This window comes from Bacillus sp. XT-2 (genome assembly GCF_025696525.1).
GTDB lineage: Bacteria > Bacillota > Bacilli > Bacillales > Bacillaceae > Bacillus > Bacillus halotolerans.
The window spans coordinates 254,667-274,309 of sequence record NZ_JAHVOC010000005.1; the positions used below are offsets into that span (position 1 = coordinate 254,667).

Annotated in this window: 18 protein-coding genes; 4 read left to right on the forward strand and 14 right to left on the reverse strand. The window is 45.7% G+C overall.

The window, feature by feature from the left end:
- The first annotated feature begins 111 nt into the window (after positions 1-111).
- Positions 112-876, forward strand: a complete 765-nt coding sequence (locus tag KXD37_RS15385; RefSeq protein WP_044156273.1) for a sulfite exporter TauE/SafE family protein — start codon at positions 112-114, stop codon at positions 874-876.
- A gap of 38 nt (positions 877-914) precedes the next feature.
- Here the strand turns inward: KXD37_RS15385 and KXD37_RS15390 are convergent, their stop codons facing one another.
- The 13 genes from KXD37_RS15390 to KXD37_RS15450 form a co-directional block, all read right to left on the reverse strand.
- Positions 915-2,408: a UxaA family hydrolase gene (locus KXD37_RS15390; protein ID WP_127695422.1), complete on the reverse strand. Its 1,494-nt coding sequence runs from the start codon at positions 2,406-2,408 to the stop codon at positions 915-917.
- Positions 2,405-3,844: a tagaturonate reductase gene (locus KXD37_RS15395; RefSeq protein ID WP_127695424.1), complete on the reverse strand. Its 1,440-nt coding sequence runs from the start codon at positions 3,842-3,844 to the stop codon at positions 2,405-2,407. Before KXD37_RS15395 ends, KXD37_RS15390 begins: the two co-directional genes overlap by 4 nt.
- 78 nt (positions 3,845-3,922) lie before the next feature.
- Positions 3,923-4,924 carry a LacI family DNA-binding transcriptional regulator gene (locus KXD37_RS15400; RefSeq protein WP_127695426.1) on the reverse strand — a complete coding sequence of 334 codons (1,002 nt, stop codon included), beginning with the start codon at positions 4,922-4,924 and terminating at the stop codon, positions 3,923-3,925.
- An 87-nt stretch (positions 4,925-5,011) separates the two neighbouring features.
- Positions 5,012-6,280, reverse strand: a complete 1,269-nt coding sequence (locus KXD37_RS15405; protein WP_024121040.1) for an MFS transporter — start codon at positions 6,278-6,280, stop codon at positions 5,012-5,014.
- Positions 6,281-6,325: 45 nt separating this feature from the next.
- On the reverse strand, positions 6,326-7,162 hold the full coding sequence (locus tag KXD37_RS15410; RefSeq protein WP_106022257.1) for an SDR family oxidoreductase: 837 nt from the start codon (positions 7,160-7,162) through the stop codon (positions 6,326-6,328).
- Complete coding sequence (gene uxuA / locus KXD37_RS15415; protein ID WP_263463640.1) at positions 7,159-8,238, reverse strand: mannonate dehydratase; 1,080 nt, start codon at positions 8,236-8,238, stop codon at positions 7,159-7,161. Before uxuA ends, KXD37_RS15410 begins: the two co-directional genes overlap by 4 nt.
- A 23-nt stretch (positions 8,239-8,261) precedes the next feature.
- Positions 8,262-9,281: a zinc-binding alcohol dehydrogenase family protein gene (locus KXD37_RS15420; protein ID WP_106022259.1), complete on the reverse strand. Its 1,020-nt coding sequence runs from the start codon at positions 9,279-9,281 to the stop codon at positions 8,262-8,264.
- 4 nt (positions 9,282-9,285) lie between these two features.
- Positions 9,286-10,299: an ureidoglycolate dehydrogenase gene (allD, locus tag KXD37_RS15425; RefSeq protein WP_106022260.1), complete on the reverse strand. Its 1,014-nt coding sequence runs from the start codon at positions 10,297-10,299 to the stop codon at positions 9,286-9,288.
- Positions 10,300-10,404: 105 nt separating this feature from the next.
- The gene (locus KXD37_RS15430) at positions 10,405-11,784 is read right to left on the reverse strand and encodes an MFS transporter (RefSeq protein WP_106020474.1); all 1,380 of its coding nucleotides are present in this window, start codon (positions 11,782-11,784) and stop codon (positions 10,405-10,407) included.
- A gap of 78 nt (positions 11,785-11,862) precedes the next feature.
- Positions 11,863-13,284 carry a glucuronate isomerase gene (gene uxaC / locus KXD37_RS15435; protein ID WP_255004151.1) on the reverse strand — a complete coding sequence of 474 codons (1,422 nt, stop codon included), beginning with the start codon at positions 13,282-13,284 and terminating at the stop codon, positions 11,863-11,865.
- Between the two features lie 200 nt (positions 13,285-13,484).
- Positions 13,485-14,663 (reverse strand): NAD(P)/FAD-dependent oxidoreductase, encoded by a 1,179-nt coding sequence (locus KXD37_RS15440; RefSeq protein WP_024121033.1) that lies wholly within the window; start codon positions 14,661-14,663, stop codon positions 13,485-13,487.
- A 39-nt stretch (positions 14,664-14,702) separates the two neighbouring features.
- On the reverse strand, positions 14,703-15,119 hold the full coding sequence (locus KXD37_RS15445; RefSeq protein WP_010333866.1) for a DUF1641 domain-containing protein: 417 nt from the start codon (positions 15,117-15,119) through the stop codon (positions 14,703-14,705).
- A 374-nt stretch (positions 15,120-15,493) separates the two neighbouring features.
- Entirely contained in the window at positions 15,494-16,006 is a 513-nt protein-coding gene (locus tag KXD37_RS15450) for a cupin domain-containing protein (RefSeq protein ID WP_369888522.1), read from the reverse strand.
- A 129-nt stretch (positions 16,007-16,135) separates the two neighbouring features.
- Here KXD37_RS15450 and KXD37_RS15455 point away from each other — a divergent pair, with 129 nt between their 5' ends.
- The 3 genes from KXD37_RS15455 (at position 16,136) to KXD37_RS15465 (ending at position 18,733) form a co-directional block, all read left to right on the forward strand.
- Positions 16,136-17,107: a multidrug resistance efflux transporter family protein gene (locus KXD37_RS15455; RefSeq protein ID WP_151174947.1), complete on the forward strand. Its 972-nt coding sequence runs from the start codon at positions 16,136-16,138 to the stop codon at positions 17,105-17,107.
- Between the two features lie 121 nt (positions 17,108-17,228).
- Positions 17,229-17,981 (forward strand): phosphate ABC transporter ATP-binding protein, encoded by a 753-nt coding sequence (locus KXD37_RS15460; RefSeq protein ID WP_024121030.1) that lies wholly within the window; start codon positions 17,229-17,231, stop codon positions 17,979-17,981.
- Positions 17,981-18,733 carry an ABC transporter permease gene (locus tag KXD37_RS15465; protein WP_103671539.1) on the forward strand — a complete coding sequence of 251 codons (753 nt, stop codon included), beginning with the start codon at positions 17,981-17,983 and terminating at the stop codon, positions 18,731-18,733. The genes KXD37_RS15460 and KXD37_RS15465 overlap by 1 nt, the downstream gene beginning before the upstream one ends.
- A gap of 75 nt (positions 18,734-18,808) precedes the next feature.
- Here KXD37_RS15465 and KXD37_RS15470 read toward each other — a convergent pair whose 3' ends face one another.
- The gene (locus KXD37_RS15470) at positions 18,809-19,627 is read right to left on the reverse strand and encodes a uroporphyrinogen-III synthase (RefSeq protein WP_095713520.1); all 819 of its coding nucleotides are present in this window, start codon (positions 19,625-19,627) and stop codon (positions 18,809-18,811) included.
- Positions 19,628-19,643 lie beyond the last annotated feature (16 nt).

Below are 19,643 nucleotides of genomic sequence, written 5' to 3' on the forward strand. Positions count from 1 at the left end.
TACAAAAATCAAAGAAACACCCGTACAAATATTCAAAAAATTTAATTGATTAAAGCGACCTAATCATATATAATCTGATAAAAATAGTCGGGTTTTCAGGAGGCCTTTATCATGAGTGTTAGCATCATTTTGATGGGTTTGTTAGTCGGTGTCTTAGTCGGATTGACAGGTGTAGGCGGAGCTGCGCTTTTAACTCCTCTTTTAATAGTGCTTGGAATCAATCCTTCCATTGCAGTCGGTACGGACCTTGTCTATAACTCGATCACCAAGCTGTTTGGTGTTGCGTCCCATTGGCGGCAGAAAACAATCAATTTTAAATTGGTAAAATACTTAGCCATCGGCAGTATTCCGAGTGCTTCTATAGCCATTGGCATACTTCATTTGTTCCCCGCCTTCCACCAGCATCAGGAAGAGATTATTAAACACGCTCTTGGTTATGTGTTGACCCTAGTTGCCATTTCGATCATCGTCCGCCTGTTTCTGGACAAAAAACTTCGCCCGAACCGCTGGCAGCTGATGCCGCTAGAAGACAAGCGGATGCTTACGATTCTTATCGGTGTCGTGTTTGGATTTATCGTTGGCTTAACGTCGATCGGTTCCGGCTCGTTGTTTGCGATTGCTATGCTGTACTTATTTAAAATGAAAACATCCGACATTGTCGGAACAGATATTGCGCATGCTTTTCTGCTCGTTACTGCGGCAGGTATTTTAAACGCAAGCTTCGGGAGCGTTGATTATTTGTTAGCGGCCAATTTGCTTATCGGTTCCATTCCGGGGGTGCTGGTTGGCAGTCATCTCTCACCTAGATTTTCACCCCGTCCGCTGCAATTTATTATGGCATCCATTATCTTAATCAGCGGCTTGAAGCTGATTTAATCAACAAGGCTATCCTGAACAGGATAGCCTTTCTTGGTTTATAGCGTCACACCCGATTTAAAAATGGCAAGCTCTCTGAAGTCATTTTTTTCGTGATTCACGAGCTCTCCGCTTGCAACCTTCGTGATATAATCGATAAACTCACGAAGCACAAATTCCTCATGAACATCATCCTCTGCTAAGAGACCTGCGTTAAAATCAATCCAGTGCGGCTTCGTCTCGTACAGCTGTGTATTCGTCGCCACCTTTACCGTTGGAACAAAAGTGCCGAACGGCGTGCCTCGTCCTGTTGTAAACAGAACAATGTGGCAGCCGGCAGCAGCCAATGCGGAGGAGGCGATTAAATCATTGCCGGGCGCGCTCAATAGCGTCAGTCCGTTTGTCTGAAGCACTTCACCGTATTTTAATACATCCGAGACAGGAGAAATCCCCGCCTTTTGCGTGCAGCCCAGCGATTTATCCTCAAGGGTGGAAATGCCGCCTGCTTTGTTGCCTGGCGAAGGGTTTTCGTACACCGGCTGATCATGCTTTATAAAATATTGTTTAAAATCATTGATTAAATCGACAATTTTATGGAATACCTCTTCATTGGCAGCCCGCTGCATCAGCAGCGTTTCCGCACCGAACATCTCCGGCACCTCCGTCAGCACCGTGCTGCCTCCCTGCGCAATGATATAATCAGAAAATCGTCCGAGCAATGGGTTCGCTGTGATGCCGGAAAAACCGTCAGACCCCCCGCATTTCAACCCTATTTTCAGCTCAGAAAGCGGTATGTCTTCCCGTTTATCCCCTTTGGCCGCTTCATGGATGTCCTTCAGCAATGCGACACCTGCCTCCATTTCGTCTGTCACCGACTGGGATTCAAGAAACTTCACCCGATCCTTGTTGACATCCTGAAGCGCTTTTTTCATTGCTGCCAGCTCGTTATTTTCACAGCCGAGCCCCAGCACCAAGACACCGCCGGCATTTGGATGGCGAATGGCGTTCAGCAGGATTTGCCTAGTATTTTCGTGATCATCGCCAAGCTGTGAGCATCCGTATTGATGTTTTAGCACTAATACGTTGTCAAATGGGGCAATATCCCCCGTTTCTCTGACAAACCGCTGAAGCATTTTTTCGGCTATTCCATTGACACAGCCGACGGTTGGCACGATCCACAATTCATTGCGAACACCGGCATTGCCATTTTCTCTTCTATATCCTTTAAATGTCCGGTCCTCATGTGTGTAGGGATTTTGTTCAAATCTCGGTGTATAACTGTACGTTTGGATATCAGATAAATTTGTTTTTGTATTATGAACATGAATATGCTCCCCAATAAAAATATCTTTTAACGCATGCCCGATCGGAAACCCGTATTTGATGATGCTGCCGTTTTCCTTTATATGCTGCAATGCAATCTTATGGCCTCTTTTAATATCATCTTTTACTTCAATCGACACGCCGTCCGCGTTCAGTTGCTCTCCCTTCTGAATATCACGCAGAGCAAGCAAGACATTGTCCTGTCTATGAATTTTTATAAATGATTTCACAGCACTTTCCCCCTTTGCAGACAGCATTGTTCAAGAGCCCGCTCCATTCCCAGTTCTTGAATATCATTCAAGTAATCAGCGACTCTCTCAGTCAGCTTCGGAATTTCATTCAGATTTGCTCCCCACAGCCATTGTTCTCCTAATAAGGCTGAAGCGATACGGAGCATATCTCCGGTCTCCTGATTCCAAACCTCTTGGAAAAATTGAAGAACAGCCGGGTCATCCTGCATTTCCTTCTTTCGATAAACATACAGAAGCGCGCTGAATGAAAACACTAAACGTGCAGGAAGCTGACCCTTTTGTTCAACATATTCCTGAAGGGTCGGCAGGTTTCTCGTTTTGAACTTTGACACTGAATTCAGTGCAATGCTTTCCACATAATGTTTGATGTACGGGTTTTTAAAGCGATTCAGCACATCCTCCGCATATTGAGCAAGCCCTTCCATTTTCAAAACAGGAAGTATTTCATCATGAATCAGCTCCTCAACAAAGCGCCCCACTGCCGGATGTTCAACTGAATCACGCACCGTTTTCAAACCGTATAAAGAAGCCACTGGCGTCATTGCCGTATGCGCGCCATTTAAAATTCTCACTTTTTTCGTCCGGTATGGGGTCAGATCGCTGACAATCTTTGTATGAAGACCGGCTGCCGCAAAGGGCAATTCTTCTCCAATCCAATTCGGCCCTTCAATCACCCATAAATAATACTGTTCTCCCACAACAACCAGTTCATCTTGATAGCCTAATTCCGCAGTGATCTCATTAATGCTGTCTACAGGAAAACCGGGAACAATGCGGTCTACTAAACTATTACAAAACGTGTTGGCGTTCTGAATCCATTGCGTAAACCCCTCTTCCAGCTCCCATAGATCAGCATAATGCAGAATCGCTTCCTTCAGCTTTTGCCCGTTATTCTCAATCAGCTCACACGGAATCAAGACACACCCTTTTGTCTCGTCTCCAGCAAAAGCCTGGTAGCGAAAGTACAGAAAAGCTGTTAATTTCCCTGGAAATGTTTTTTGCGGCCTATCCTCTAAGCGGTCTTCTTTCTCACAAACAATACCAGCTTCGGTCGTATTAGAAATGATAAAACGCAGTGCTTCGCTTGAAGCCAACTTTTTGAACTCGTCATAGTCGGAAAACAGATCAATCCCGCGGCTGATTGAATTGATAATCATCTTTTCATTTACCGCTTCTCCATCCTTCATTCCCTGTAAAAAAAGAGTATACAAGCCATCCTGGTCATTTAATCTTTTGATTTTCTCTGAACCTCTCGGCTGTACAACCGCGACACTTCCATTGAAATCAGTATGTCGATTCAATTGCTCAATTTGCCAATCGACAAACGCCCGCAGAAAATTTCCTTCTCCAAACTGGAGAATCCTTTCCGGATACTGTGTATAGCTTTCGTACAATTTTTTATTCAGCTTTTGCACCGTCATTGCCTCCCTTTCAGATTTATGCACACGTTAACATTTTTCTCTATAAAGAATGCCCGCTGGAAAAACGGGGCATCATGTCGTGACATCTTTTACTGAATCACGCACCATAAACTCTGTGTTTTCAAAGATTTTTTCTGCCTTCGTATCAGGTGTGCTGATCAGCTTCAATAATTTTTTTGCACCGAGCACGCTGATTTTTTCAACAGGACGTTTCACTGTAGAAAGCCTTGGCGTGATATATTGCGAAAAACCAATATCATCAAATCCGATGACAGATATATCATCAGGCACGCGCATCCCCTTGGCAAATATGGCATTCATTGCTCCGATCGCCATGTCATCATTCGAACAAAAGACAGCGGTTGGAGTGTTCGGAAGCGCCAGCAGGCGTTCCATCGCCTGAAAGCCGCTCTCCATATCGTATTGCCCTTTTACACTGTATTCATGTTTGATCGGTATATGATGGCGAATCAGCGCCGCTAAGTAGCCTTCCTTTCGCTGCTGAGAGGATTTAAATCCTTCGATTCCCTCAATGATGGCGATGTCTTGATGTCCGTTTTTAATCAAGTATTCTACAGCTTCCTGAGAACCTTCCTTGTCATTGGACAATATGTTGGTAATGCCTCTGTCATCGATATCCCGGTTCAGCACGACGAGCGGGATCTTTTTTTCCCGAATATGATAAATAAAAGAATTATCAATATCACTTTGACTCATTAAAATAATGCCGTCATATCTCATTGGTGTTACAGAGTCATAGCTTTTCAGATCATCAATGCCGCGCACATACAGATTGTACTCCTCGCTGATTGCCTGGTTTACGCCTTTTATGGTATCAGCGAAAAAACTGTGTGAGGTTCCGTTTATGATGCTTGTAAAGAAAAGCCCGATCGTATGGGATTTTTGCATTGCAAGGCTTTTTGCATTCACATTCGGTGTATAGTTGAGCTGTGAGGCAAGCTCCAATATTTTTTTCTTTGTGTGTTCTTTAATATAAGGGCTGTTATTGAGTGCTCTGGAAACGGTTGTGTGGGATACGTTTGCAAGTTTTGCGATATCTTTAATGGTTACCATCTATTTCCCTTCCTTATCATACCGGCTGCGATTCGTTATTACATATTGTATCATCAAACACACCGCCTCTCCCACCATATTTCCAGATTAATAAGAAACCGTATCATCAGCATGCGTTCCTGCTGCGCTGCCGATGATCGGCCGCACAAAACGGATGACAGCCAGTGAAGCGAAGACGGCCAGCCCTCCGGCAAGTAAAAATGCGCCAGAAAAAGTACCCGTCCGGTCAACAATAAAGCCGGTTAAAGCGGGACCGATGATGCCTGCGGTGTTGGCGAGAAAATGCATGAATCCGCCAACAGAACCGACATTCTTTTGGTCGACTACATCCTGAATAACAGCCCAGTAGATCGCGCCCGTCAAATATAAAAAGAAGACAGACAGAGCCACGAGCGTAACAGCGCTTACAGTTGTGGTGACAAGCCCAGCTAAACCAATCAATACCGCGGAAGAAAACAAACACGTGACGAGCACGACTTTACGCGAAAACAGCACGCCTTTCCGGACTGTTTTTTTGTATACATAGTCCGAAACAAATCCCCCGGCTGCCAGGCCGATAAATCCTAAAATCCACGGAATGACTGTGATGACACTCATTGACCCAACACTCAATCCCCGCTCCTCGACAAGATAGCTCGGAAACCACGTCAAAAAGAAGAAGAGGATGTAGTTGTAAGCGAAAAAAGCAAACGCCGTGAACAAGACTGTTTTTTGTTTCAGATAAAAGGTCAGCGGAATTTTCTCCTCGGGAGCGGCTTCAACTTTCATCGCAGGTGCATTGCCCATTGGCTCAGCCGGCTTTTCTTTTACGAATTTTAACCAGAGAAATGCCCAAATCAATCCGATGATCATGATGAGAACGAAGGAAACCTTCCAGCTGAATGCAACGGCGATCATGCCGACAATTGGTCCGGAAATGGCTCCGCCAAGGGGCGTTCCGCTATTTGTGACTCCGACAACAGACGCCCGCTGAGTCGGCGGAAACCAGTTATTGACCATTTTATTGATGGTCGCCGAAAGCGGCCCTTCCCCCATTCCAAACAAAATTCGTATGATCAGCAGGCTGACAAAGCCAAAAGCCAATGCAACTGCTCCGCTGAACAGCGACCAAACGACCATGGCCACAAATAAGGTCAATTTTGCTCCATAGCGGTCGGATGCCACACCGCCAAGAAAATTGAAAACGGCATATCCAATCGAAAAACTGCTGAAAATCAAGCCCATTTGTGTAGCGGACAGTGTGAGATCATCCTGAATGAATGGAGCTGCAATGGACAATGCCGAACGGTCCAGATAGTTAATCACACCAGCCAGGAACAAAAAAAGGATGACTGGAAGCTTATCTTTTGAAAACATCTCAACCTCACCCCTATGTTGGTTCAGTATCTGTATCTGCTTTCGTCACACTCCTGAATAAGCCATAAAACCTCCATCGACAGGAACGGTGATGCCGGTGACAAAGCCTGAATAGGAATCATCCGCCAGCCAAAGAAGCGTGCCGAGCAGGTCCTCCGGTTTTCCAAATCGCTTCATCGGTGTTCCCGCAATAATCTTTTTAGAGCGGTCTGTAAAGCTTCCATCCTTATTGATCAGCAGATCGTGATTTTGTTTTGTCAGAAAAAAGCCTGGTGCGATTGCGTTAACCCTCAGTCCGGTTTCCGCAAAATGCACAGCCAGCCACATTGTAAAATTATTGATTGATGCTTTGGCCGCACTGTACGCCGGAACCTTCGTCATAGGTGAATAAGCGCTCATTGATGAGATATTCACAATGGCTGGTGAGTCTGCCTTCAGCAATTCCCTTCCAAATACTTGGGTAGCCAGAAATGCCCCAGTGAAGTTGGTTGAAAAAACAGTTGAAAATCCGTTTTCATCCATGTCAAAGAATGATTGCCCTTCTCCTTCTGCTTCATATGTCTCCACATCAGTAATCGCAGCGGGATGATTTCCTCCTGCTCCATTGATTAAGAGATGAACAGCGCCAAATCGGTCAAGGATATCAGTCTTCGCCTTCTCTAGCGACGTCCTGTCCAGCACATCAGCAGAAACGGAATATGCCGTGCCGCCAGCTTTCGTAATTTCCCTCACAACCTCTTGTCCTGTTTCAGCTGACCGGTTCAGTATCGCCACCTTCATGCCATGGCGGGCAAGCTCCCGGGCCATGGCCGAGCAGAGCACACCGCTGCCCCCTGTGATAACAGCAACTTTACCTGCCAGCCGATGATGAAGAGGAATCATAATTCCACCTCTTTTTTCGCCATTAATTCGTACGCGTCCCACAGTCCGTTCAAATACATGATGCCTAAAGCGCGATCATATAAGCCGTAGCCCGGACGGCATTGCTCTCCCCAAATATGGCGACCGTGATCCGGCCTGACATATCCGTTGTAATCCTGCTTGTGCAGTTCTGCCATGACCCCATGAATATTAATCGAACCGTCCTTTGTCAGATGAGACGTTTCAATAAAATCCCCATTTTCAAAGATCTTCACATTGCGGATGTGTGAAAATGGAGCAAGCCCGGCATATGTTTTAGCAATTTCCACCATGTCATTGGCGGGATTGGCCCCCATGGAACCGGTACATAAGGTGATGCAGTTAGAAGGTGAGTCTGATATGACCCGCAGCTTCTCATAGCTTGCCTCTCCTGTGATAATACGCGGCAATCCAAAAATCGGCCAAGGCGGGTCATCCGGATGAATGGCCATTTGAATGCCATGCGCTTCAGCAACCGGCAGAATTTCCTTCAAAAAAAATGATAAATTGTTCCACAGCTGTTCTTCATCGACCGTCCTGTAGGCCTTAAACAGTTCTTTGATCCGAGCCATTTTTTCAGGCTCCCACCCTGGGAGTGTCAGGTCAGACGCTTCTTCCACCGTCCGAATCAGCTCTTGAGGCTCCAGGCTCTCCACTTTGGCTTTTTCAAAAAACAGAGCGGTTGAGCCGTCTTCCAGCGGACGGAACATGTCGGTGCGTGTCCAGTCGAAAATCGGCATAAAATTGTAGCAAATCACTTTCACGCCAAAAGCAGACAGATTGCGGATGGTCTGCTTATAATTTTCAATGTACCGGCCGCGTTCTTCGCTGCCCAGTTTAATCGCTTCATGAACGTTTACGCTTTCGACAACCTCCGCATGAAAACCATGGGATTGTATATATTCCGTCTCGGCTTTGATTTCCTCTATTTCCCACACTTCCCCGGCAGGTTTGTGATGGAGAGCCCAGACAATGCCTTTCACCCCGGGAATTTGTTTCACGTGTTCAAGTGTGACTGTATCGTTGCCTCGTCCATACCATCGAAATGTAATATTCATCCTACACCTCCGGATTGAGCCTTTTAATCAAATGTGATCACTGCCTTCCGCACCTGATCAGGATGCTCCTTGATAAATTGAAACGCGTGATGGACATCTTCAACTGAAAACGTATGGGTGACGAGCCCGTTATGCGCTAACCGGCCTTCATTCAGCAGCTTTACAACTTTCGGAAACTGATTTGTCTGGAGTCTTGAGCCGGTAATCGTGACTTCTTTTTTTGTAATGGGGAGCTGAGGAATTTGTGACGCTCTCTCATCAAATCCAAGCACCACCACACGCCCTGCCGGAGAAACAACATCAACGGAAAGCTCAAAAGTCGCAGGGAGACAGACAGCATCAATGACTACATTGGCTCCTTCATTGCCCGTCCATTCCCGAACCCGCTCAGCCGCATGTTCTGTTTGAACATTCACAACAGCGTCGGCACCGTTTTCTGTAGCAAATGTCAGCCGCTCATTATTTAAGTCGGTTATCATGACGGAAGCACCCGCTAGCTTTGCCATTTTTAACACACAGATGCCGATAGGCCCCGCCCCCTGAATCAGAACGCGATCACCCTTTTCCACCTGTCCCCGCCAAACAGCCTGGGCACCTATTGTATAAGGCTCGGCCATAACTGCCTCCTCCCAAGGCAGCTCTTTTGAAACCGCGTGAAGCTGCTTTTCAGGAAGCACAACATATTCCCGCATCCCGCCGTCTTCATGAACGCCAAACACAGAAAGCTTCGCACAAACATTTGGCCGGCCTTTACGGCAGGCATAACAGTTTCCGCAATAAGAAATCGGTTCAATCACAACATGGTCTCCGGCTTTCAGGCCTTTAACATTTGCACCAACCTCCCCCACTTCTCCCGTTACCTCGTGTCCGATTACTCTCGGAAGTGTCGCAAGCGGATTCGTGCCATGATAAATATGCATGTCAGAACCGCAAATTCCGACTCGTTTTACTTTGACGAGCACCTCATCAGCCTTTGAAAGAACAGGCTTTTCCATGTCTGCTGTCACCAAATCATACGCTTTTCGCACTTGAACCGCTTTCATTTTCTCACCTGCTTTTTAAAAATTCATACACGCTCCGAGCAATTGAAATTCCGTGTTTCCTGTTTCTTTCCTCATGCAGCTGCTCCAATTCGCCAGGCACATACACTCGCTCGACTCCTCTAGCCGAAGGTGATTGCTGCAGTTCATCAAGCATGGCGTCCATCTGCTCTAAAAACGTATCTTGTCCGGTAAAATAGGACGGATGGATCGCGCAAACATAATGTCCAAGCTTCCTATTTTGATCAAGATCGCCATACATTTTAGCGATATGCGGACCAAAAGCCGCCCCAGCCAGCAAACCTGAAAACACATCCACCACAACAGATAGCCCGTAGCCTTTAGGACCCCCGAACGTTGAAAGTGAGACGACCTTGTGAGGGTCTGTTACCGTCTCTCCGTTTTCATCGACTCCCCATCCTTCTGGTATTTCTCTGCCCTCTTCACGCGCCTGCAGAATCTTTCCAAATGCCACTTTTGACGTCGCCATATCTAGGATAAACGGTTTTTTATGCTTTGCCGGCACACCGTAAGCAATTGGATTCGTGCCTAAAAAAGGAGACCTCCCGCCAAACGGGACTACAATACTGTCAGTATGAGACATAGCGATTCCGATCAGTTTTTCCTCAGCCGCTTTTTGCACAAAATAACTTAACGCTCCGCAATGGCTGCTGTTTGTCGCGGTGACCATGCCAACACCATTTTTCTTTGCCATTTCAATGGCATGAGCCATCGCCTTATCGGCAATCACATGGCCGAACCCGTCATCACCGTCCAGCACTCCTGTCACCGGCCCCGTTTCTTTAAAAATGGGACACGCTTTTGGATTGATGCCTCCAGCCCTCAGCCTGTTCACATAATGTTCTGTTCGCAAAACACCATGAGAATTCACATTGCGTAAATCGGCGTGTATGAGCACGTCTGCTACTTTTTCGGCATCTCGTTCATTCAAATTGGCGCCGATCAGCTTTTGCTGAACCAGTTCCTTCGCTTCTTCAGCGGAAATCGTTACCGTATTCAATTCAATAAAGAGCCTCCTTTCTTTCAGTTTCATCACTTAGCGAAAACCCTTACAAATTATTATTACTTGCGAACTATTCAAAATATTCTTTATATGATTGTTTGATCAGTTTCTATGCTGAAGCTCTTCGACAATCTGTGCATGCTGCTGATCTGTCAGTTTATAAAGAAAACCGATAATGACCATAGCTAATGCCAAAGCAATGGCGGGATACAGAAGAAGAAGCGCTTTAATGCCGAGCAGCGCTTGTGCCGTCTGGGCTACGTTCGGCATATATCCGACAAGCCCCAATCCGATCCCCGAGAGAAAACCAGACAATGACTGAGCAAGCTTTCGCGAGAAGTTAAAGAGGGAATATGTCGTTGCTTCTTTCCGCTCACCGGATTTCCACTCGCCGTAGTCAATGATATCTGAGACAAGCGCCCACGTAATGCCATTGGGAATACTGATCCCAATAAACGCGATGCTTGCAAGGATCGTAAACACATATACATTTGAAGGAAGCATAAAGTTGATCAGATCCGCGGCAACACTGATGCCGAAACCGATCATTGCGGTTTGTTTCTTTCCAAACATCTTGACGAGCTTTGGCAGAAACACGACGCCCAAAAAGGAAGATCCAATAATGATAAAGTTCATATAAGCCATCAGTTCGACATTGCCTAGGTTATATTGTGCGAAGTATACGAGCATTGCGGATTTAATGTTGTATGCGGAAATCGAAAAAATGGTCATCAGGACAAGGGTTAACAGCGGTTTGTTCGTTATAAACGTTTTGACGACAGATGAAAATGTTAATTTCTCTTTTGGCGCTTCCGCAAGAACAATACGTTCCTTGCAGTTGCGATAGCAAATATAAAACCAAAGCACACCGAGAACAGCAAACAATCCCATGACCACCGGATAGCCTACCTTCGGGTTATCAAACTTGACGAGCAGCGGCATGACGGCCACGCTCGTGATAAACAAAGCCCCGAGTGAGCCGATTTGGCGAAAAGTAGAGATAGAAGTCCGGTCTTCGGTATTTTGAGTCATCGCCGCTCCCAATGAGCCGTACGGAATGTTTACAAATGAATAGCCCACGCCCCACAGTATATAGGATGCATACGCATAAATCAGCTTGCCTGTCGTTGATACATTCGGGGACAGAAAAATAAGAACAGTAAGCACCGCAAGAACAATGCTGCCGATTAATAAATAAGGCCTGAATTTCCCCCGCCTGCCGATGTTTTTGCGATAATCAATTGATGAGCCGACAATGGGGTCTGTTACAGCCGCAAAGAGCTTGCTGACTAAAAAAATACTTCCCGCCATTGCGGCCGGAATTCCCGCCACATCAGTAAAATACTTTAATAAATAGATTTGGCCTAAATCAAACATAAAACCGTTCCCAAAATCACCAAAACCATAGGAAATTTTCTCCTTCAGCGAAAGCCTCTTCTCCGTTTCAATCGACACAACCTTATTTTCCAGTTCTGCTCGCATCTTCCACCTCTGTGTCTTAAGAATTTTCGATGAGATGTCCGCTCAGTATGACGCTGGCTATTCTGAGCGGAACTTATTTTATACGTTTGCCTTTTCTTCTTGAAATTGAAAATATTGTTTCGCATTGTGATAGCAAATGCCTTGTACGATACCGCCAAGAAGCTCCATATCTTTCGGCACTTCACCGTTTTCAGCCCATTCGCCGATCAGATTGCAGACAATCCGTCTGAAGTATTCATGGCGTGTATACGACAAAAAGCTTCTGGAATCAGTCAGCATGCCGATAAAACGGCTGAAAAGCCCGACGTTTGACAACGCTTTCATTTGATCGAGCATCCCATCCTTGGAATCGTTAAACCACCATGCTGTGCCAAATTGTATTTTCCCAGGCGTGATGCCGTCTTGAAAGCTATTTATCATGCTGGCAATGACATAGTTATCATTTGGGTTGAGCGAATATAAAATCGTTTTCGGCAGCTGGTTTTTCATTTCGACTGAATTCAGCAGCCTGTACAAAGGCTTCGCAATTTCTTCGTCATTCATAGAATCATAGCCTGTATCCGGCCCCAATTTCTTCATCATTTTCGTATTCGTATTTCTGAGTGCATTGATATGAAACTGCATCGCCCAGTCAAGCTCAGCATACAATCCGCAAAGAAATTGAAGCGTATATGTCTTGAATTTCTTCTCGTCTTCGTAAGAAACCTGTTCCCCGTTTAATCTTGAGATAAAAATGAGGCCCGCTTCCTCTTTGTCCGTTTCGGCAAACACCATTGAATCAATCGCATGATCAGATACTCTGCCTCCGACTGAATGGAAGAAACGCACTCGTTCTTCAAGAGCCTTCAAAAACTCATCATAGGTTGTAATCGAAAGTGACGCAGCCTTTTCAAGCGCCTGCACCCAATCCGGGAAGCCTTCGCGATTGATTTCCAGCCCTTTATCCGGCCGAAATCCCGGCAGCACACTGACAGGAAAATCTTTGTCCTCTTTTAATAATAGGTGGTACTCGAGGGAATCGACAGGGTCATCGGTTGTGCATACTACTTTTACATTTGATTTCACAATGAAATCCCTTGCCCCGAAGCCTTCTCCTTCCAGCAGTTCATTCGTCCGTTTCCAAATATTTGGCGCCGATTGCTCATTTAATATCTCGTAAATCCCAAAAAATCGCTGCAGCTCTAAATGGGTCCAATTGTAGAGCGGATTGCCAATCGCCATCGGTACTGTTCTCGCCCATGCCATGAACTTCTCCTCATCAGCTGCATCGCCTGTAATGTATGTTTCTTCAATTCCATTGGCTCTCATGATGCGCCATTTGTAATGGTCTCCATACAGCCAGGCTTCTGTCATGTTTTGAAATCTCTTATTTTCATAGATTTCTTTCGGACTCAAATGGCAGTGATAATCAATAATCGGCATGTCTTTCGCATAATGGTGATAGAGGTTGACAGCGGTTTCATTTTTCAGCAAAAAGTTTTCTCCCATAAAGGGTTCCATGTCCTCACCGTCTTTCATTCTATTTCAAAATGTTAACGTTAACATTTTGATTTGTTTTTATTTTACCTTTATATTCCTCTGGGATCAATCTCTTTTTAAAATTTAAATGTTAACGTTAGCAAATAAGCGCAAAAAAGACATTGCCGTAAAGCTGCCTGAAAAGACCTCTTTTTGGCAATGTCCGATTTTACAAGAAAGGATTAGTAAGCCAGGCTGAATAGTCCTTTAATGTGTGTTAAGTAGCGTACATTACTTGCTTCTTTCATCAAGGAAGCAGGAAGACCTTTAAGCGGTGTAGAATTAGCACCAATGATGGCTACCGCATCTTTGCGTCCAAGACTTGCAAGTGTACCAGAGTTTACTGGCTGGAATGTTTCAAGTGTTTTTCCTTCTAAGTAAGCGAATAGATTGTAACCGATCAGCTCACCCATTTGCCATGCGATTTGTGCAGTTGGCGGGTATGGACGGCCGTCTGCCGCAAAGTAAACTGCGCTGTCACCCGCAACAAATACATCTTCATGAGATGTAGATTGAAGGAAATCGTTAACTGTCGCACGGCCGCGGTTCACTTCAAGACCTGATTCGCCGACTAAAGGATTTCCTTGTACGCCGCCAGTCCAAACAAATGTGTTGGCAACAACTTTTGATCCGTCTTTCAGATCAATCACGTTTCCTTCTACATTTGTAACAGGAAGGCCTGTTAAGAACTCAACGCCGCGTTTTTCAAGGCTTTTAGTTGCGCGTTCGATAAGATCATCCGGAAGAACAGGAAGGATTTTCGGACCTGCTTCAACCAATTTCAATTTGATTTCTTTGTGGTCTACGCCGTATTTTTTCGCAAGGTTCGGCATGATGTCAGCAAGCTCACCGACAAGCTCAACGCCTGTTAAGCCGCCTCCGCCGATAAGGATTGTTGCATCCGCTTCGTTTTTCGTTTTAGAGTACTCGCGCACACGGTCTTCAACGTGGTTGAAAACTTTGTTAGCATCAGCAGCAGATTTAAGAACCATGCTGTTTTCTTCAAGTCCTGGGATGCCGAAGTAAGCAGTGACAGAACCAAGGCCTACTACTAGCGCATCATAAGTTAATGCAGAACCGTCAGCAAGCGCAACCTCTTTTTTATCAACAGAGAAAGAGCTGACTTCCGCGATTTTAAGATCAATGTCTTTGCCTTTGAAAAGTTTTTCTAACGGCATTGCAACCGCTTTTTCAGACACGTTGCCTGCTGCAAGACGGTGTAATTCCGTAATGATTTGGTGAGTTGGGTATTTGTTTACCACTGTCACGCGTGCTTGTTCTTTTGTGTAATGTTTGCGAACTGTTAAAGCAGAAAGAACACCGCCATAACCAGCGCCTAAAATGACAATATGTTTTGACATCGTATATCCTCCGTCCTTTATATCAATTTGAATCTGAGATTATTTTTGTTTTTCGTTCATGATTTCAAGGTAGCTGTTAGCAAAACGGAACAGCTTTTGAGCTTGAGGATCTTTCAGCATGCGCAACAGGCCGAAAAGTCCAATCGTTTCGTTGCTAGCATCCGCGCGGTCTTTCGCTTCGATTGCAGTCGCAGCCACTTCTTTTGCTGTTTCTTTTACAGGCTCAAGAATTTCAGTGATTGCACCGACTGTATCGCTTTTCAATACTTCGTCAGTCGCAACAGACTGAGCGAAATCGTAAGACTTCGTTAAAATATTCACTAACTCAGTCAGCTTTGGAAGCTGGTCAACTAAAACAGTCAGTGATTCTTGAACTTCTGGCTTTAACAGCTGATCAATAAGATCTTGCTGGCTTTGGCTGACAGACGCATTTGTTTGATCGATTGTTTCTGGCATATCCAATTCTCCTTTACTATAAGCAGTATGCTGATTTTTTGGAAAGGGTAGTGCCTCTCCCTGATCTCATGTTTGAAAGCATGAGAAGAAGGATTGTGAATTCGTGCACAATCATTCGCAAAAATAAATGTTTACTACCCAGTTTTTCATCTTGCCATATTCAGTATTATTTTTATCTCAAAAATAAACCATTGAATAAGTCAAAATCCTTTACTCTCTCTGAAAATAGCAAACATAAAAAACTCCAATTTGATTACCTTCTATATGATAACACTTTTTGAACAAAATTTGAACGTGAATTGCTTCGATTATGAAATTAATTTATATGGTGCCCGTGTCATAACATTTCTTCAGCACTAGTTATTGACAATCCATCAATTTTCTCCCCTACGCGTTACCCATATGTCCAATAGAGGTTCTCTTTTTCCTGTAACTGGATCCAATGCCGGAAGTACTGCTTGCTCTATATTCTCTAGCGCAGCCGCTCTTTCATCCGGCTTTCCCGTCTTCATATCATACCGAGAACCATCTGGATAAGCGCCGATCACGGTAAAATCGGGGCTCGCGCTTAGCTTTTTATGGCCGACACCGGCTGGAATGACCGCTGCGTCGCCCGTTTTGATAGGAACAGCAGCTCCTTTTTCTCCCCCAAATTGAATAACAGCCTCCCCTCGGACTGCGATTAGGACTTCATGCGTGTTGCTGTGATAATGATGGTACGGAAAAACACTGCCCGACCAGCTGTTTAGCCAGCCATGCCGGTTGACGATCCGCTCTGCCTGTTCAGCACGTCCCATAAAAACATTTTTATAGATAACGAGCGGAAAATCAGGGTGATTTGGAATCCTGCCGTCATCCTGAAAAAAATACGTTTCTGTTTCCATCATTTTCACCTCCCTATTTCTGTCTTCCACTTATATTGATCCGTAAAACATCATTATTTTCTCACAATTCCGTTGATCTGTATCATCCCGGGTAGTATAGTATAAAAAAATAATGCCAGAATGAGGGATTTGATGAAAGCGATTGTAATCGGGATATTGGCTTCTCTCTTTTTCGCCGTTACCTTTATTTTAAACAGGGCGATGGAATTATCCGGAGGCAGCTGGCTTTGGAGCGCCTCGTTACGCTTTATTTTTATGGTTCCGTTTTTATGTCTGATTGTCATAATGAAAGGGAAGTTCGTTCCTCTTTTACAAGAGATGCGGAAAAAGCCGTTTTTTTGGATAAAGTGGAGCTTCGTCGGCTTTGTTCTTTTTTATGCGCCGATCACGTTTGCCGCCGCATTCGGGCCGGGCTGGCTCGTAGCCGGAACATGGCAAATTACCATTGTAGCCGGTGTGCTGCTGTCTCCATTTTTCTATGAGAAAAAAGACACGCCTGGAGGCACTTTGCTCGTTCGGCAAAAGATTCCCCTTGTTTCGCTGGGCACTTCCGTCGTCATTCTGATTGGGGCAGCGCTGATTCAGCTCCAGCATGCAGAATCGCTTTCCGGAAAAATGCTGCTCTTCAGCGTGCTGCCCGTTGTCATTGCTGCTTTCGCCTATCCGCTGGGAAACCGGAGAATGCTTGAGCAATACGGAGGCAGGCTTGATACGTTCCAGCGTGTGCTGGGAATGACCCTTGCAAGCCTTCCATTCTGGCTTGTATTGGCAGCTTACGGCTGGTGGTCAGATGGCCTCCCGACCGCGGGACAAACCGTTCAATCCTTTATCGTTGCCGTCAGCTCAGGCATCATTGCGACCGTTTTATTTTTCTGGGCAACGGATATGGTAAGAGATAATCCGCAAAAGCTTGCTGCTGTTGAAGCAACACAATCCGGGGAAGTGATATTCGCTTTGCTTGGTGAAATAATCCTGCTGTCAGGTGTTTTCCCTTCCATTTTATCGTTTGCCGGATTAATGATCATTATTGCCGGAATGGTGTTACATACCTTCGCTTCCCAACAAAAACCTAAAGAGAAAACTCAGTCAAATCTGACTGCTTAGCAGCTTCTGGAGAATGGGCGAAAGCCCGTTCTCCTTTCTTTTTAACGCCTTCCAAAAGAGACCTGTTTCACGTTATATTTATGTATAGTCTAAGCCCACTTAACTGAAAGGTGATATTTTAATGGAAGCAAACAATCAAAAAGACGATATACCAGCAATCTCATTCACATCTGTGCGAAAAAGCTATGAACAAGAGGGACAAACCTATGATGTATTAAAGGATGTCACCGGAGACATTCAACAGGGTGCAATCGTGGCACTTTTGGGCCCTTCCGGTTCAGGAAAAAGCACACTGCTGTCAATGTGCAATTTGATGAAAACACCGGATCACGGTGAAGTGAAGATTTACGGAAAGGAAGTCAGAGACTGGAATGTGAATGAACTGAGGCGGACGGCCTCCCTTGCCTTTCAATCCGCCCCCGTCCTTGACGGAACGGTGCGTGACAATCTGAATCTGGTACAAAAGCTCCACCAAACCCAGCTTTACTCTCCTGAAGAGCTCGCTTCACTGACAGGCCTGTCTCCAGAGCTGTTAGACAGAAGCGCCAAGGATTTATCAGGCGGACAGCGGCAAAGGCTTTCACTTGCCAGAACACTCGCAAACCCTTCCTCCATCCTATTATTGGACGAAATTACATCTGCCCTGGACCCTGTTTCTGCTCTGGAGATTGAAGAGCTGATCAAAAGGCAGCATCAAGAGAAAAAACTGACGGTGATGTGGGTGACCCATAACATGGAACAGGCGAAACGAGTAGCCGATACCATTTGGTTTATGGCTGATGGCCGGCTGTTGGAAATCGCTGAGACAGACACATTTTTCTCGCATCCTCAGCATGAAGCAGCCCGTGAATTTTTGAAGGGAGGCACACGGTAATGGATTACCTTTCTCTCTCATTCACCATGATCTTTGTGCTGATTGCCTTGTTTTTATCAAAATCCTTTAAAGCCGGCGTTGAAAAAGATATGATGATTGCAACGATCCGGGCGGCGGTACAGCTGCTTGTGATCGGTTATGTGCTGTCGCTGATATTTCATGGGGATCACCCTGTGTTTATCCTGCTGATGGTGCTGTTAATGCTGGCGGTGGCGGCGCAAAACGTCGTCAAACGAAAGAAAATGAAAATCGGTTCTTTTTGGAGGGTGTTTGTAGCGTTAGCGATTGTAGAAATCGTCACCCAAGGCATTCTTCTGGCGCTTCACATCATCCCGCTTACCGCCCGGTATGTCATCCCGATCAGCGGAATGGTCATCGGAAATTCAATGGTGCTCGCGAGCCTATTTTTAAACCGGCTCAGCTCCGAGGTCGGGGTGCGCAAGGAAGAAATTCAATTGATTTTGTCGCTTGGCGGCACACCAAAACAATCCATACAGCATATCCTGACTTCCGCCATGAAAATGAGTATGATCCCAACGCTCGAAAGCCAGAAAACATTAGGGCTCGTCCAGCTTCCCGGCATGATGACCGGCCAGATCTTAGCGGGCGCCGATCCGATTCAGGCGGTACGCTTTCAGCTTTTGATTGTTTTTACAACGATGGCGTCCGCCGCACTGACTTGTGTCATACTCAGCGTGCTGACATACCCGTCATTATTTACCGCGCATCAGCAGCTGAAGCAAAATGGTTAACATTATGACAGCAATTTCGGGATTTGCAGATCACATAAAAGCCGCTTCTCAACAGAAAAGCGGCTTTTGTGCTGGTTATTCCCCAGCCATTTCTTCATAATACCGTGAAAGTTCAATAATCATCGCGCCCATCCGCTCAATCTCCGGAGCAAGCAGCCTTGTGATGCCTTCTTCCCGCAGCGCTTCAGCAGTCACTTTTCCGACAGCCGCTGCGATGGCACGCTCTTCGAATACAGCCTTCACTTCATTGATAAAGCCGCGCTCCTTGGCAAATTGAAACAGAGAACGAACCTGAATCGCCGTGGTAAAACAAACAGCATCCAATTCACCATTCAGCAGTTCCCGGCATAACTGTTCTACCGTTTCCTCCTCTGGCGGGATATGCTGATAAGGGAGAATCGGCAAAACTGAAGCTCCTTTTTCCTCCAAAAATGCTATGAGGGCAGGTGCATTTTCTCCGTGAAGCTGCACCATTACTTTTTTTCCTGAAAAGTCGTAAGGCTCCAAGGACCGGATCAATCCGCTGGTTGTCCCATCTTCATCAGAAGCCTCTGCGGTGATTCCAAGCTTTTTTAACGCAGACAATGTTTTGTACCCTCGGCACGCCGCTTTAGCCTGGCGAATCGCCAGCAGAAACTCGTCCTTTACGCCGATTTTCTCTGCCATCTTCACAAGCGTCTCCGTACCGATGCCTGTCGTAAAGATCACCCAGTCGGCTTTTTCTTCCGCAAATTTGCGCAGCTCCGGCTCCACCTGCTCCTCTGCCAAGTACACTGTTCCTTGGAGAGGCCGGACGACAGGAATTCCGCCCTGTTTTTCAATGATTGTGCTGATTTCTTCCGTTTTCCGAGAACCGCCGATCGCAACGCGTTTTCCATGTAAACCTTTACCCATATCCGTTCCTCTCCTC